This window comes from Limnobacter sp. CACIAM 66H1 (genome assembly GCF_001601825.1).
Taxonomy (GTDB): domain Bacteria; phylum Pseudomonadota; class Gammaproteobacteria; order Burkholderiales; family Burkholderiaceae_B; genus Limnobacter.
Genome location: NZ_LUJK01000007.1, coordinates 22429 through 38335, shown reverse-complemented (window position 1 = coordinate 38335; position 15907 = coordinate 22429). Strand labels below are relative to the sequence as shown.

The 15907-nt window shown below is 52.1% G+C and carries 16 protein-coding genes; 3 read left to right on the top strand and 13 right to left on the bottom strand.

Annotation, left to right across the window (positions count from 1 at the left end; genetic code table 11):
• Positions 1-2: 2 nt before the first annotated feature.
• A complete protein-coding gene (waaC, locus tag A0129_RS03405; RefSeq protein WP_291712424.1) occupies positions 3-968 on the bottom strand; it encodes a lipopolysaccharide heptosyltransferase I in 966 nt (321 codons plus the stop codon).
• Between the two features lie 86 nt (positions 969-1054).
• Between waaC and A0129_RS03400 the strand changes: the two genes are divergently transcribed.
• Complete coding sequence (locus A0129_RS03400) at positions 1055-1861, top strand: glycosyltransferase family 2 protein (protein ID WP_291712422.1); 807 nt, start codon at positions 1055-1057, stop codon at positions 1859-1861.
• A gap of 309 nt (positions 1862-2170) precedes the next feature.
• On the opposite strand, the gene A0129_RS03395 is transcribed toward A0129_RS03400, so the two are convergent.
• The 7 genes from A0129_RS03395 to A0129_RS03365 all read right to left on the bottom strand — a co-directional run bounded on the left by A0129_RS03395 (position 2171) and on the right by A0129_RS03365 (position 9696).
• Positions 2171-2899, bottom strand: a complete 729-nt coding sequence (locus tag A0129_RS03395; RefSeq protein WP_105028156.1) for an amino acid ABC transporter ATP-binding protein — start codon at positions 2897-2899, stop codon at positions 2171-2173.
• 12 nt (positions 2900-2911) lie between these two features.
• Positions 2912-3598 carry an ABC transporter permease subunit gene (locus tag A0129_RS03390; protein WP_105028155.1) on the bottom strand — a complete coding sequence of 229 codons (687 nt, stop codon included), beginning with the start codon at positions 3596-3598 and terminating at the stop codon, positions 2912-2914.
• Positions 3598-4338, bottom strand: coding sequence for an amino acid ABC transporter permease (locus A0129_RS03385; protein WP_291712421.1), 741 nt, complete (start codon positions 4336-4338; stop codon positions 3598-3600). Before A0129_RS03385 ends, A0129_RS03390 begins: the two co-directional genes overlap by 1 nt.
• Before the next feature lie 95 nt (positions 4339-4433).
• Positions 4434-5333 (bottom strand): transporter substrate-binding domain-containing protein, encoded by a 900-nt coding sequence (locus A0129_RS03380; RefSeq protein WP_105029790.1) that lies wholly within the window; start codon positions 5331-5333, stop codon positions 4434-4436.
• Between the two features lie 77 nt (positions 5334-5410).
• Positions 5411-6829: an aspartate ammonia-lyase gene (aspA, locus tag A0129_RS03375; protein WP_291712418.1), complete on the bottom strand. Its 1419-nt coding sequence runs from the start codon at positions 6827-6829 to the stop codon at positions 5411-5413.
• 136 nt (positions 6830-6965) lie between these two features.
• Entirely contained in the window at positions 6966-7877 is a 912-nt protein-coding gene (locus tag A0129_RS03370; RefSeq protein ID WP_291712417.1) for a LysR family transcriptional regulator, read from the bottom strand.
• Positions 7858-9696: an ABC transporter ATP-binding protein/permease gene (locus A0129_RS03365; RefSeq protein WP_105028152.1), complete on the bottom strand. Its 1839-nt coding sequence runs from the start codon at positions 9694-9696 to the stop codon at positions 7858-7860. Before A0129_RS03365 ends, A0129_RS03370 begins: the two co-directional genes overlap by 20 nt.
• A gap of 91 nt (positions 9697-9787) precedes the next feature.
• Here A0129_RS03365 and A0129_RS03360 point away from each other — a divergent pair, with 91 nt between their 5' ends.
• Entirely contained in the window at positions 9788-10606 is an 819-nt protein-coding gene (locus A0129_RS03360) for an SDR family oxidoreductase (RefSeq protein ID WP_291712415.1), read from the top strand.
• Between the two features lie 19 nt (positions 10607-10625).
• On the opposite strand, the gene A0129_RS03355 is transcribed toward A0129_RS03360, so the two are convergent.
• A complete protein-coding gene (locus A0129_RS03355; RefSeq protein ID WP_105028150.1) occupies positions 10626-11027 on the bottom strand; it encodes a hypothetical protein in 402 nt (133 codons plus the stop codon).
• A 145-nt stretch (positions 11028-11172) separates the two neighbouring features.
• On the opposite strand from A0129_RS03355, the gene A0129_RS03350 reads away from it, so the two are divergent.
• Positions 11173-11577, top strand: coding sequence for an acyl-CoA thioesterase (locus A0129_RS03350; RefSeq protein ID WP_291712413.1), 405 nt, complete (start codon positions 11173-11175; stop codon positions 11575-11577).
• 10 nt (positions 11578-11587) lie between these two features.
• On the opposite strand, the gene A0129_RS03345 is transcribed toward A0129_RS03350, so the two are convergent.
• The 4 genes from A0129_RS03345 to A0129_RS03330 form a co-directional block, all read right to left on the bottom strand.
• Positions 11588-12463 carry a GntR family transcriptional regulator gene (locus tag A0129_RS03345; protein ID WP_008249562.1) on the bottom strand — a complete coding sequence of 292 codons (876 nt, stop codon included), beginning with the start codon at positions 12461-12463 and terminating at the stop codon, positions 11588-11590.
• Positions 12464-12607: 144 nt separating this feature from the next.
• Positions 12608-14110, bottom strand: a complete 1503-nt coding sequence (locus tag A0129_RS03340) for a tripartite tricarboxylate transporter permease (RefSeq protein WP_291712411.1) — start codon at positions 14108-14110, stop codon at positions 12608-12610.
• Between the two features lie 2 nt (positions 14111-14112).
• Positions 14113-14565, bottom strand: a complete 453-nt coding sequence (locus A0129_RS03335) for a tripartite tricarboxylate transporter TctB family protein (protein WP_291712410.1) — start codon at positions 14563-14565, stop codon at positions 14113-14115.
• Between the two features lie 18 nt (positions 14566-14583).
• On the bottom strand, positions 14584-15561 hold the full coding sequence (locus tag A0129_RS03330) for a tripartite tricarboxylate transporter substrate binding protein BugD (RefSeq protein ID WP_291712407.1): 978 nt from the start codon (positions 15559-15561) through the stop codon (positions 14584-14586).
• Between the last annotated feature and the right edge of the window lie 346 nt (positions 15562-15907).

Here is a 15907-nt window from a genome sequence, read left to right as displayed (position 1 = left end):
ACTCAAAGTTTATTTCCCCGTAGCAAACGCGTTGCCGCCTCGAACACCTCCCCCACGGCAGGCTCTCGACCTACATCACCCAAACTAATGGCATGAGGATTAAAGCGCGGCGCAAATCGCCATGCAGGTGTAGCAAAGAACAAAGCAACCATGGGTAAATAATGCGCAGCTGCCAGATGCGTTATACCAGTATCCACACCAATGACCAGGCCAGCTCGTTCAAGGCGAAGGCGCAATTCGCCCAAAGCCATGCGAGGCAGTACTTCAACCCGTGTAATGCCGGCCGCAATTTTTTCCGCCTGCTGGTGTTCCGCTTCACTACCCCAAGGCAGTTTGACTGAATAACCCAGGTCTGAAAATCGATGAGCCAACTCACGCCATTTCACCAGCGGCCATTTTTTTTCGTCTCGGGCAGTGGCGTGCAAAAACCAGATCTCGGCTCCGCGGGGAATGGTCGGAAGTACCTTTGGGGGAGTGATGTCGTAGAACACAGGCTTGCCAAACAAACGGTAGCCAAACAACCCGGCGGCCAACTCCCGAAGACGCTCGACTGCATGGGCCTGCGGATCCCACCCAGCTCGCTTTGAATAAAAAAGGCAGGCCAGACTTTCCTTCGCATAAGAGAAACCTGGCCCCATTAGCGTGCCCTTTGCAGCGCGGGCCAACAGTGCGCTTTTGAGCAAACCCTGCAAATCAACAATGGCATCGTACTGCCTGTCAGCCAATTTGTTTTTCAGCAACTTCCATTGCTGCCACGTGTGGCGAATCCCCAGCTTGCGCCACTTGCGTAAATTCACCGGGACTATTTCGTGAACATGGCGACTGCCCCGCACCAGATCCGCAAATGGCTCCTCCACCATCCAGTCGATCTGAATGGTGGGATCGTGGGTATGAACATCATTCAAAACCGGCAAGGCATGAATGACATCTCCCATGGAAGTGGTCTTAACAATTAAGATACGCTTCATCTAGCGCTTAGGTTGATCGCAACCGCATCATTGTAAGCGGCAAGCGAGTAGCCAATCCGAATCCGCTCAGCCAAGGAACGATAAATTTGAACACTGCAGCCAACAACCGCATCGCCCTCTCCGCGGTGCTGATCACCTTGAATGCCGACAAACAAATAGCTAAAGCCTTGGAAAGCCTGCAATTTTGTGCCGATTTGGTGGTGGTGGACTCCAATAGCACGGATGACACAATTGAAATTGCGCAAAAATTCGGTGCACGGGTTGTGCAGCAAGACTGGCTGGGATTTGGTCCACAAAAACAGTTTGCAGTGACACAGGCTACCTATGATTGGGTACTGTGCCTGGACGCAGACGAACGAGCAACGCCTGAGCTGGAGCGCAGTATTCGAGCGGTCATGCAACAAGCCGAACAGGGGCTTTTACCAGTGGATGTTGCCGGATTTGACATGCCCCGCTGTAACTTCTTTTTAGGCCGTTACCTTCGCCATGGCGAGGGTTATCCCGATTATTCACGCCGATTGTTTAACCGAAAGATGGCCAACTGGAGCAATGACGCAGTCCATGAAAAAGTGGAATGCACAATTCCAGATACACGTTTTGAAAAGCTTGAAGGCGACTTGCTGCACGAATCGGCTGAAAGCCTGGAAAGTTACCTGACCAAACAGAACAGATACACCAGTATCCAGGCACAACACCTGGCAGCACACGGAAGATGGCCAGGGCTGGGAAAACTAATGCTGTCGCCGGTGGTGCGATTCATCAAGTTTTACCTGGTGCGAAAGGGCTTTCTGGATGGCTGGCCCGGGCTGGTTCACATTGCAATTGGGTGCTTTAACAGTTTTATGAAGTATGCCAAGACGCGGGAGTTGATGCAGCAAAAACGTGAGTGCTGATTGGCGTGCGGCGTGCGTGATACTAGTCAAGCACCTGACCCTGCGTAAGCCCCGTTTGCGTGAAGGCCCAAAGGAACGACGCGGGATTATCGCTGATACATCGCCGATGCAGCACAAGCTTGCATGTCGCTTGCGGCATCCATTGCAGATGGGAGAAGAAACGGCCACAGCCGCGCACATCACCTTGGGCGAGGCGGTTGGGCAAGCTTAGCTAGGTGGGAATTCTTCAGCACGCGCCCGCATCCAGGCGCAGCGTTGAATCAAGGTGCTGCCGCCAGAGCCCAAGCCCCGGCAGCACAGAACTCAGGATCAATGACCCAGAATTTTCGAGAGAAACAACTGCGCACGCTCCGAGCGTGGTGTACCAAAAAAGTCTTCTTTGGTGCAGTCTTCAACAATATTGCCTTGATCCATGAAAATAACCCGGTCTGCAACTTTGCGAGCAAAACCCATTTCGTGGGTTACGCACATCATGGTCATGCCTTCCTGAGCCAATTCCACCATCACATCAAGAACCTCGTTCACCATTTCAGGGTCAAGCGCCGAGGTGGGTTCATCAAACAACATGCAAATCGGGTCCATCGACAATGCGCGTGCAATCGCCACCCGCTGTTGCTGACCACCTGACAACTGCCCGGGAAACTTCTCGGCTTGGGCCTTCAAACCCACCCGATCCAACAAGCCCAAACCTTTTGCAACAGCCTCTTCTTTGGATCGACCCAGTACCTTGATTTGTGCCAAGGTCAGGTTCTCGGTGATGGTCAAGTGCGGGAACAATTCAAAGTTTTGAAACACCATGCCCACACGTGAACGCAACTTGGGCAGATCTGTACCTTTGGCACCCACCGAAACACCATCTACGGTGATAGTGCCTTCCTGAAAAGGCTCAAGCATGTTCACAGTTTTAATCAGGGTAGATTTACCTGAACCGGAAGGACCACACACCACCACTACTTCCCCTTTCTTGACAGAGGTTGTGCAATTGGTGAGCACCCTGAAACTGCCATACCACTTACTTACTTTATTGATTTCAATCACAGTGCTCTCCTGTTATCGAATGATTTGAGTTTTTCTCTGGAGCGCTTTGACCAGCATGGACAAGCTGAAACAGATCGCCAGATAAACCAAGGCTACGAAGGTGTACATCTCAACCAAGGCGCTGTCGCGCTGCGCAATTTTTGATGCAGCACCCAGGAAATCGGTTACAGACAACACATACACCAGCGATGTGTCTTGGAACAAAATAATGGTTTGAGTCAACAACACCGGAAGCATGTTGCGGAAGGCCTGTGGCAATACAATTTTCGCCATGGTCAAACGGTAGTTCAAACCCAGTGCCTGCGCGGCTGCCACCTGTCCTTTCGGAATACTTTGAATACCCGCCCGCATGATTTCGCAGAAAAATGCGGCTTCAAACATGATGAAGGTGATGTAAGCAGACCTGTCAGGACCAATTTGTGGCGGGCGTTCATAACCCATGACTGACTGCAAGACCACCGGCACCAGAAAATAGAACCAGAAGATCACCAGAATCAGGGGAATGGAACGCATGAGGTTGACGTAACCCGCTGCGATCATGGCCAGTGGCTTGATGCCAGACAAACGGGCCAAAGCCAACAATGTGCCAAAGAAAATACCGCCCAAACAGGCCACCACGGTGAGCTGCACCGTATAACCCAGACCCTGCATGAGGTACGGCAATGAAGTAGTGATTGCACTGAAGTCAAAATTGTTCATTATTTACCTCCAGTGATGTAGCCGGGCACAGCGGTTCGGCGTTCGACCAAAGCCATGACACGGTTCACCGTCATTGCCACAATCACGTACAACACAGTGGCGGCAATGTAAGCTTCAAAAAACGCAAAGGTGACTTCGCCCATTTCACGGGTTCTGAAGGTGAGTTCAGTCAGGCCAATCGTTAATGCCACCGAGGAGTTTTTAATCAGGTTCATTGCCTCGGAGGTCATGGGAGGAACAATGATTCGGTAGGCCATGGGCAACAACACGAAGCGATAGGTCTGACTTTCGGTCAAGCCCAAAGCGTAGCCCGCAGAACGCTGCCCGCGTGACAGAGACAAAATACCCGACTTGACCTGCTCGGCCACCCTGGACGCTGTAAACAAGCCCAAACAGACTACTGAGGCCAGAAACTGCACGAAGGTGGGGTCTTGTTCAATCGACCAATCTTTCAAGGCCGGGATGAACTCTGGCACCACAAAATACCAGAGAAAAAATTGGACAATCAGAGGGATGTTGCGGAAAATTTCCACGTACGCATTGCCCAGAAAAGCCAAGGGCTTGTTGGAGGTGGTGCGCAAAACACCCATCAAGGAACCCACAGTGAAGGCAATGACGCCCGCAACTGCGGATGTGGCAAGGGTCCACAGCAGGCCGGAAAACAACATTTCCCACCACACCAGGGTTTCGCCTTCCACAATCGGCTGAAAAAACAACAGCCAATTCAGGTCGCTATTCATTTTGGATACTCCCGAGTCAATATTCTCGGCCAATACAAGTAAAAGGCCGGCTCACGTTTGAAACGCACAGCCGGCCCGTGACTGACTAGGGCAGTTTATTTAACGCCTTTGTCGTTTGGATTCGCGAATGCTTCCTTCAACAGCGGAGACATCGGGAAATTCAGGTTGACGTTCTTCGGTGGAATCGGGCTCATGAACCACTTCGCGTAAAGCTTTTCAGCTTCGCCAGACTTGATCATGCTATTTACAGTCTCGTCGACCAATGCCTTGAACTGAGGATCATCCTTGCGCAACATGATGCCATAGGGTTCTGTGCGCAGAATTTCTGGCAAGAACATGAACTCATCCGGATTTTTGCTTTGAGCAACCAAACCGGCAATCAGGATGTCGTCCATTACGAAAGCCTTGGCACGGTCATTGGCCACCAACAGGAAGCTTTCAGCATGGTCTTTGCCGTAAATTTCCTTGAAGTTGATGTTTGCACCCTTCTCGTTTTGCTTGATCAACTGAACTGAGGTGGTACCTGAAGTTGTCGCGATGGGTTGACCATCCAGATCGGCCAGTGACTTAATGCCACTGCTTTTCTTCACGACCACTTTCACGCTGGTGATGAAGGTGCTGTTTGCGAAAGAAACCTGTTCCTGACGAGCCACGGAGTTGGTGGTAGAACCACATTCCATGTCGATGGTGCCGTTTTGCAGCAACGGGATGCGGTTTGCAGAAGTAACTGGTTGCAATTGCACATTCAGGTTTGGCATTTTCAACTTGGCTTTGACCGCATCAACAACCTTGTTGCACATGTCCATGTGGTAGCCGATCGGCTTTTGGTTGTTGTCCAGGTATGAAAACGGAACAGAGGACTCACGGTAACCCACCACGATGGTTTTGGTCTCGGAAATCTTTTTCAAAGTACCCGTGAGATCTTGGGCAACTGCGGGCTGAACAGCGGCTACACTGGCCACGGCCAACGCTGCTGCGAGGAGATTCCTTTTCATTTTTGCTCCTTGAATGAAAAAATTAAGCACAAACTGTGCACACACCCTGCGCCATACGAACCAGGTTCGAGACGGTATTAAAGTTTTATTCTCCGAGGACGGGTGAGAACCTCGGGCCTGAGTATTTCATTCAACTGCTGCTCTGAAAGTAAGCCTTTTTCGAGAACAAGCTCGGAAACCTTCCGGCCAGTTTTCAATGCAGTTTTTGCAATCTCAGATGCTTGATCATAGCCTATGTAAGGGTTCAGTGAGGTGGCCAAACTGGCTGATTCCTCGACCCTTTGACGCAAAAGTGACTCATTTGCGGTAATCCCTAATACGCAATTTTTCGTCAACGTTTTGCAAGCGGCTGTCAGGTGGTAAATACTCTTGAACAGGCTCCATGCAATGATGGGCTCGAACGCATTCAGCTGCAGTTGGCCAGCCTCGGCCGCCATGGTGACGGTGACATCGTTACCAATCACCTCAAATGCCACTTGGTTCACCACTTCCGGGATCACCGGATTCACCTTGCCGGGCATGATGGAAGAGCCTGCAGCCCGCGGCGGCAGATTAATCTCGTTCAGACCAGCCTGGGGCCCTGAGGACAGCAAGCGCAGATCGTTGCACATCTTGGACAACTTCACGGCCACGCGCTTGAGCACGCCAGAGAGCTGGACAAAAGAGCCGGTATCCTGAGTGGCCTCGACGAGATCGGCTGCAGTCACAAGGCCCAGCTGGGTGATTTCTTCGAGATAATGACGGGCACGAGCTGCATATTCCGGGTCGGTATTAATGCCGGTACCGATGGCAGTAGCCCCCAGATTGATTTCAGAGATCAAGCTGGTCGCCTCGCGCAGGCGTGCCATGTCTTCACCCAACATGACGGAGAAAGTTGCGAACTCTTGCCCCAAAGTCATGGGCACGGCGTCCTGCAGCTGGGTGCGGCCGATTTTCAGGATTTTCCGGAATTCAAAGGCTTTTTCGCCGAAGGCCTCTTTCAGTTCTTCCATCGCGACCAACAGACCGGAGATGGCGTTGATCAGGCCGATTTTGACAGCAGTGGGGTACACATCGTTGGTGCTTTGAGAAGCGTTCACATGCTCAATCGGGTGCACCATTTTGTAATCACCCTTTTTACCGCCCAGTATTTCAATGGCGCGGTTGGCAATCACTTCGTTGGCATTCATATTGGTCGAGGTGCCCGCACCACCCTGAATTACATCAACCACAAATTGATCGTGAAGTTTGCCGGTCCGAATCTCCTTGCACGCCTGAGTAATGGCTTTGGCCAGATCGTGAGAAATAGTGTCGAGATCGGCATTGGCTTTGGTCGCGGCCCATTTGACTGCGGCCAGTGCGTTGATGAGTTCGGGAGCGTTGTACAGCGGAAAGCCGGTAATTTGATAATTGTCGAGGGCTCGACTGGTATGGACTCCCCAGTAGGCGTCCGCGGGGATCTTCTTTTCACCAAGAAGGTCTTTTTCCACGCGATGCTCTGAGTGCTGCTTGACCATGTCATCCCCTGATGAATTTTGAATGTGGGCCATGCTAAATCTTTAGTGGCCAGCACTCCAATACTTAATCAGCATTAAACCATGCATTTCGCGCATATCCAAAGAAACCCTAATAAGGGTTATCCACAGAGGGGGATTAGTCAGGCCAGTAATGCCAGATTAAATCCGCCTGCTCATGCGCGGCAGAATTCTCGGTATGACGCTGTATGCGCCGATACAAGCGAACCTCCATGTCAGTGAAATAGGGCCCTCGAATTTTGCAAAGGCCGGACCCGGGCAGCACCGCGCTTTCGGGTAACCAGGCCACACCCAAGCCCGCTTCACACATCGATTTCAAACTTTCAGACATGTCCGTTTCGAACAGTGATTTTTTCAAAAAGAGTGGGCCTGCTTCCATCGCGATGTCGGTCATCTTCGACAGATAAGCATGTTTGGAATACGACAGATAGGGCACGGGCAAAGGCGCCAATGGGTCCAGCGAATAGACCGGGTTGCCCTCAACGGTCATGGCGCTGTATGGCTCAAACCGTTCCGTGCCCAACACTCGAACTTCAAACTTGCTGGGGTCGAGTTCAATGGGCTCTCGGCTGTGGTGGTAGCAAATCAGAAAATCACTTGCACCGTCAGTGAAGTACAACACGGCATCGTGCACGTTGCTGGCCGTTAGCTGAAAACTCAGATCGGGCAAACGGTCAGCAAGCTTGGCTTTCAAACTGCTGACCCAATGCGGCGCCTTGCTGCAGGCCAAGGTGTGCGGCACCACCAATCGGATGGGTTGGCGGCTTTGCAGGCTGCCGCCCCGAACAATCGTTCGGGCCTGCCGGATTTGCTCCAGCATGGTGAGCGCCTGTTCGTAAAACACCTCACCTTGCGGGCTCAGTCGCGTGGGGTAAGATCCCCGGTCGATCAACTCGCAGCCCAGCCAACCCTCAAGCGCCTGAATACGGCGTGAGAAAGCGGGCTGCGTGACGCACCTCAGGTTGGCCGCTTTCGAAAAATTCTTGGTTTGGGCCAGCGTGATGAAATCTTCAAGCCATTTGGTTTCCATGGGCAGACGCGTTGGGTTGACTGTGCTGTTGAATCAGCCACATTCGGGCGTATTCACCATTCTTGTCAAGTAGTGATTCATGGCTGCCACTTTCGATCACCTCACCCTGACTAATCACCAGAATTTGGTGAGCATGCACCACCGTGCTTAAACGGTGGGCAATGATCAAGGTAGTGCGGTTGCGGGACAGCATTTGCAGCTCTTGCTGAATGGCGCGTTCTGATTTGGAATCCAGCGCTGAAGTGGCCTCGTCGAAAATAAGAATCGCCGGATTTTTCAAGATGGTGCGGGCAATGGCCACGCGTTGCTTCTCTCCACCTGAAAGCTTGAGCCCACGCTCACCCACCTGTGTTTTGTAACCATCGGGCTGATTCACGATAAATTCGTGAATGTGGGCAGCCTTGGCGGCAGCTTCAATTTCAGCCTGTGTGGCATCGGGCCGACCGTAGGCAATGTTGTAAGCAATGGTGTCGTTAAATAGCACAGTGTCTTGAGGAACAATGCCAATGCTTCTCCTCAATGAAATCTGTGTGACGTCCCGAATGTCTTGCCCATCAATGAGAATGGCGCCATCCGTGACCTCATAGAAGCGGTACAGCAAGCGCGACAACGTAGATTTACCCGCACCGCTGTGGCCTACCACCGCCACGGTATGGCCTGCGGGCACCGAGAACGACATGTTCTTCAGCACCATGCGGCGTTCGTCATACGCAAAGTTCACGTTGCGAAATTCTATGGCACCTCCTTTTACCTGCAGATCAGGAGCATGTGGCCTGTCTTTGACTTCCAGGTTTTCATCCATCAGGCCAAACATTCGTTCGATATCAGCCAAAGCCTGCTTGATTTCCCGGTAAATGACACCCAAAAAATTCAGAGGAATATACAGCTGAATCATGAAGGCGTTCACCAGCACCAAATCACCCAAAGTCATTGACCCGTCCAGCACACCAGCGGTTGCACGCCACAACACCAAAGTCACCGCCACGGCGATGATCGCACTTTGCCCGGTATTCAAAAGAGTGAGGGATTTTTGCGAGCGAATGGCAGCCTCTTGCCAGGCGGCCATGCTTTTGTTGTACCGATCGGACTCAAAACGCTCGTTGCCGAAATACTTCACGGTTTCATAGTTGATCAGCGAGTCGACTGCACGCACATTGGCTTTGGAATCCAGGTCGTTCATGGTGCGGCGAAAATGCAGTCGCCATTCCGTGATTTTTACGGTGAAGAAAATGTACAAGGTCAGTGCCACCGCCGTGATGACCGAGAACCAGATGTCGTAGTTGAGGAACAAATAGCCCACTACCAGTACGATCTCGATCAGTGTTGGCAGGATGCTGTACAGCGTGTAGCTCACCAGGCTTGAAATGGCTCGGGATCCACGCTCGATGTCGCGGGTCACCCCTCCGGTTTGACGATTCAAATGAAACCGCAGCGACAGCGCATGCAGGTAATCAAACACCTGAATGGCAATGGCCCGCACTGCATTCTGGGTGACCCGGGCAAACAGGAATTCTCGCAGCTCGGTGAAGACCGTGGTAGACAGGCGCAACAAACCGTAAGCCACCAACAACACTGCCGGCATGGAGGCTGCGGCCAGCAAGGCATTGCTCTGCAAAAGCGGCGTCAGCTCATCGATGATTTCCTTGAGCACCAGAGGCACGCCCATGTTGGCGACTTTGGCGAGCACCAAACAGGCAATGGCGAAAATAACCCGCCACTTGTATTCCCACAGATAAGGCAAAAGCTGGGCGATGGTGCCCCAGTCGCTTCGTTTTCGGGGTCTTGGTGGGGCGGACTCCACCGGTGCGGTTCTGCGCATGCGATACTTCTCGGTACAAAAAAGAGGTGATTGGCAATGCTACCACTCGCCTCGGCACACGAGCCACACACTCAGCAGGAGACAAAAGCAAATGGCAAGTATTCAAAACAAAGTGATTGTAATCACCGGGGCTTCAGAAGGTATTGGTGCGGCATTGGCCATCAAACTGGCCCAAGGCAACAAACTGGTGCTGGCGGCACGCCGACTCGAAAAACTTCAAGAGGTCGGCAAACAGGTGGTGGCGGCTGGTGGGCAGGTCCACTGTGTGGCCTGTGACGTGATGGAACAGGCCCAATGCGAGAACCTGGTGGAAGAATCAGTGAAAGCCTTTGGCGGTATTGACATGATTGTGAATAATGCGGGCGTCTCGATGCATGCGTGGTTTGAAGACATCACCGACTTGGGTACCTTTGAGAGACTGTTCCGCGTCAATGTGATGAGCATGGTTTGGATTACCCACAAGGCACTGCCCCACATCAAGAAATCCAAAGGCTTGATCGTGGGCGTTTCCAGCCTGGCTGGCAAAACGGGTGTGCCCGCCCGCACCACCTATTGCACCAGCAAATTTGCAATGAGTGGTTTTATGGAAGCACTGCGCATTGAATTGATGGGCACAGGTGTGGACGTGTGCGCAATTTTCCCGGGTGTGGTGGATACGGAAATTCGCCGCAACGGTTTGAACCCGAATGGCGAGCGCGCTGGTGTTTCAGGCCTTCGCGAGAAAGGTGCCATGACGGTTGAGCAGTGTGTGAACGAAATCGTGGATGCCATGGCCGAACGCAAGCGAGAATGGGTAATGACAGCCAAAGGGCGCTTGGGCCTGAAGCTGAAACCGTTTGTGCCAGCCGTGATCGACAAAATGGCCAAAGATGCCTTGGACGATGAACACGGCGGCAGAAAGTCAGCCTGAACGCAACCTATACCTCGGTTCAGGCGCCAAACAACATGACCGCTTGAACCACCACCGCCAATACGCTCAAGGCCAAAACAACGCCCAACACAGTAACGGCTTTGCGATTGGATTCGATTTGTGCAACCAGTTGCGTGTTTTGACTGGCCAACTCTTTGATGACCTCCGCAGATTGAACCACTTGAGCCTGCAAATCGGTGATCGTTTGCTCAGCCGCATGCAGGCGATGTTCCAGCTTTTCGACGGCGGCCATGTCCGTGGCCAACATCACATCGGTCACGTCGCTCTCGGTTTCACCATCCACCCGCTTTTTGGACACGCTGTTCCACAGCTTGACCGCACCATCGGCCACTTTGGGCGCATTTTTAATCACCTCGCCCCATGGCACCATTTGCAACACCGTTACCCAACCTGCAGCCATTGCTTCCTCAACTTATGGACCCGACAAAACGCCATTATCGTCGGTTTCGTGAGATCGGGTTGGTAGTGTGCACCTAGAATGAAATGCAGACTCTAGGCGCCCGGGTTTACAATCGAAAGCCAAACCAACAACAAAGCACCTGCACATGAGCACACCCAAACCAATTTTATTGCCAGTCGACCGTGAACCTGTGATTCGGGTGATTCCCATGCCCAAAGACTCCAATGCTTCAGGCGACGTTTTTGGCGGCTGGATTATGGCGCAGGTGGACCTGGCTGGTTCGGTACCAGCGACAGCCCACGCCAAAGGCAGAATTGTGACCGTGGCAGTGAACGAGTTTATTTTCAAGGAACCCGTGTTTGTAGGTGATTTGTGCAGCTTTTATGCTGAAGTGGTGAAGGTAGGCCGAACCTCGATGCAAATTTATGTGGAGGTATTCGCGCAACGTCGCTTGAAACCCGACGATGTGGCCAAAGTAACCGAGGCCTATGTGACCTATGTGGCTGTGGACGAGAACAGGAATTCCCGCCCGGTGGACCCACTCAAATAGGGCACTCGGTTCAGAAGTGCGTGAGGTCTTGTTGATGCATTTCGAATGCAAACTCGACCTCGTTCACATGCTGCCAGGAACTTTGACCCTTGGCCTGTTTTCTCGACAGTTCGATCCGATAGTCGTATCGATCAGGTCGGTAAAGACCTTTCAGTACCTGCACAGGCCTGCCATTTTCGTCGTAAGCCACCCGTGAAATGGCCAGTAACGGTGCACCCACCGGCACGCCCAAGGCATACGCTACCGAGGCGTCAGCCAACCGTGCAGAAATGGTTTGGCGGGCTTTGGCCACCTTCACCCCTGCTTCCTCGAGCAGCACCAGAATTGGAAACTCGCGAAGACGCCGGCGACAAATGCGCCCGGACAAATCCTGAGGAATAAAACTGGTTAGGTGCGCCACAGGCTGACCATCTAGTTGACGGATTCGGATCAGTTTCTCAACGATGGCATCGCTGGGCAAATGCAACAGTGTCGCGATGTCGGGGGGCGGTAAAATACGCTTGGAAGTGATCAATTGGAGATCTGAAGAATCGCCACTGGCCTGTAAGCGCATGGCTGAGGCACTTAGCAACTGACTTTGACCCACCGAAGAATTTCGAGACTCCGTGCGTGGCTTTACAAATGTGCCTTTGCCTCGGCCCCGGGCAACCAACCCTTCTTTGACCAGGTCTTGCAGCGCACGACGCATGGTGACGCGTGACACATTGAACTGCTCAGCCAAGACCAACTCACCGGGCAAAGGCTTGGTGTCGTAGTGCCCTTCGATAATACGCTCGCGCAATATCAGATAGATTTGGTGGTAAAGGGGAACGACTTGATTCGGATCTAATTTGCTGTCACCGAAGTTCGACTCTTCTGGAGATGCGGCGGGAAACTGGCTGTCCATTCGTACTGTCCAAATGCTACTGGGCTACGACAGGGATAATACAACACAATGCAACACAATTCATACTCGATGCGTGTTTGAAAGTAACAAGGGCCAGTGAAACAACGCTTCACTGGCCCTTGACACCGAGTACCTATCTCAAGCTCATTCCTCGTGGAATGCCTCTTCCCGCTTCTTGCGAATGGAGGGCATAAACACCACGATCAGAGCGATGGCGGCGATGGCCAGCATGGTAGCACTGATCGGGCGGGTGACCAACACGGAGAAGTCGCCACGCGAGAGCAACAAAGCCCTGCGCAGGTACTCTTCCATCATCGGCCCCAAAATAAAGCCCAATAGCAAAGGCGCCGGCTCACACTTCAGTTTAGAGAAGATGTAGCCCAGTACACCGAAACCGGCCAACAAGTACACATCGAACAGCTTGTTGCCCAAACTGAACACCCCGATACAGCAGAACACAAGAATCATGGGGTACAGGAAGTGATAAGGAACCGAGATCATTTTGACCCAGATACCAATCAAGGGCAGGTTTAGAATCACGAGGAACAGATTGCCGATCCACATGGACACGATAATGCCCCAGAACAGCGCGGGCTGCTCGGTCATGACGGCTGGGCCAGGGGTAATACCCTGAATGATCATGGCACCAATCATCAAAGCCATGACTGGATTGGAGGGTATACCCAAGGTTAGCAAAGGAATAAATGACGTTTGCGCCCCGGCGTTGTTGGCTGACTCCGGACCCGCAACACCTTCGATTGCCCCCTTGCCAAACTGCTCGGGTGTTTTCGAGATTTTTTTCTCGATGGAATAAGAAGCAAACGAAGCCAGCATGGCACCGCCGCCTGGCAAAATACCCAGCAGAGAACCCAAACCAGTACCACGAACAATTGGCCAAGCCATGCGCTTGAGATCGTCCTTGTTCGGCAACAAACCCTGAACTTTAGACACCATGGTAGAGCGCAGGTGTTCTTCTTCGAGGTTCTTGATGATTTCACCCAAACCAAACATGCCCATGGCCAGAATCACAAAGTTAACGCCCTCGGCCATGTAGGGTGTGTCGAAGGTGTAGCGCTCCATGCCCGAATTGACATCAGTGCCTGCCATGCCCATGAGCAAACCCAGCACAATCATGCCGAATGCCTGCAACAGAGAACCACTGGCCAAGACCACGGAGGCAACCAAACCAACCACCATCAACGAGAAATATTCGGCTGCACCAAACTGCAATGCGATATCTGCCAAGGGGGGTGCGAACAAGGCCAGCAACACGGTTGCGAAAGTGCCCGCCACGAAAGACCCAATTGCTGCAGTGGCCAGAGCCTTGCCCGCTTTGCCTTGACGAGCCATTTGATAGCCATCGAGCGCAGTCACCACCGAGGAAGATTCACCTGGCAAGTTGACGAGAATGGCTGTGGTCGAACCGCCATATTGCGCACCGTAATAAATACCGGACAACATGATCAGCGAGGACACGGGTGGCAAGCCAAAAGTGATTGGCAGCAGCATGGCTATGGTTGCTGTTGGACCGAGGCCCGGTAGCACACCAATTGCAGTGCCTAGAAAAACACCAATCAGACAGAACAAAAGGTTATTGATCGTGAAGGCGGTTTCAAGACCAATTGAAAGATTAGCTAGAAGTTCCATGTTTACATTCCAAACCAAGACCCAAAAATGGGCAGCGGAATACCCAAGCCCTTGACGAATACCAAGCTACAAAAAATAGCGGCGCCTAGAGCAATACCCAGGGTGAACTTCCAATTGAAAAATTTACTGGCCATTGCAGAAACACCGAACACTGCCATGACTGCAATTGCAAGACCAGCACCTTCCACCAACAGCGCAAAAACGATGATGGAAATGGTGACGTACAGGATTTTCGAGAAGGCAAAGCCTTTCAACGGTTCGCCTTCAACAATGAAGGAGCGAATCAGTGAGGCAGCACCGATCAAGATAAGCAAACCACTCAATACTTTGGGGAAATAGCCGGGGCCCATGCTGATGGCTGTGCCCATTTCATAGTCGGCAGCCATATACAAAGCTGCCGTACCGATAATCAGGTACAGCAGCCCAGCCCAAAAGTCTCTTAAATCTTTTGGCATTTTAAGTTCTCAGATAGATCAGTCAGCGTACTGACCGGCTTTGTCGATGATCGGCTTCCAGCGTGCAATTTCAGCATCCAGATGCTTGCGCAAGGCAGCGGGTGTGGCTTGGTCTTGAGGCACTGGCTCGGTGCCCAATTCAGCAAAACGAGAAATCACTGCGGGATCTTTCAAAGCGGTTTGCAAAGACTTGCTCAGGCGATCAATGATGGGTTTGGGTGTGCCTTTGGGGGCATACAAACCGTGCCACACGCCCACTTCAAAACCAGGCAAGCCAGCCTTGTCCAGGGTTGGCAGATCAGGCAAAGAAGCCACTGGTTTCTTGGTGGTCACGGCATAGGCCTTGATTTTTCCGCCTTTGATCTGGCTGGTGGTGTTGGTGGTTTGGTCACACATGAAGTCGACCTGCCCGCCCAACAAATCATTCATGGCTGGGCCGGTGCCTTTGTAAGGAACCGTCGTAAGGTCTACACCCACAGCGGTTTGGAACAACATGCCGCACAGGTGTGAAGCAGAACCAATGCCCGCGTTTGCGTAAGTCACTTTGTCTTTGTTGGCTTTGATGTAGGCCAGCAATTCCTGCATGTTTTTCGCAGGCATGTTGGCACGGGCCACAATCGTCATGGGCACGTCTGTGACCAAGCCGATGGTTTCGAAGTCAGTGGAAGCGTTGTAAGACAGTTTGCGGTAGAGCGAAGGTGCAGTGGACTGGCCAATGTGGTGCAGGAAAATATTGTAGCCATCGGGCGCGGAACGGGCGGCCTTGCCAGCCGCCAAGGTGCCACCTGCCCCCCCCAGGTTTTCAACAATCACCTGTTGACCCAGGTCTTTGGACATGGACTGCGCAATCAAACGACCCACCGTGTCAGTTGGGCCACCGGCTGCAAATGGAATCAGCATGGTGATGACTTTGGATGGGTAAGCATCCTGGGCTTGCACGGTACCCATCAAGCCCAACAGGGCAACTGCCAATACGGATTTAATCGATTTCTTCACGGAACTCTCCTTGTGATTGGTATCAGAATGTCAACTGCGAAAGCTGTTTTTCTTATTGAATTTCCACACATATCTGCGCAGGTGGATGGAGTATCAGCATGCCCGTGACGCGCAGCAATTGTGGTTTTCCATATACGCAGAAACCACAGCATGAGCCATTCAGGGAGAAGTTCAAATCAAAAAATGCAGCGCCACAAGCACCGAAAAACAATAAAGTTCCAAAAGGGAATTAAAAACCCCCGTTCTGGGCAAATAAACAATCAATCTACAAAAAAACTACTTAATAGATCGATATTAATTGACAAGGAGAATGCGCCAACTTCCCCGTCAAGAAAAACAGGGAACG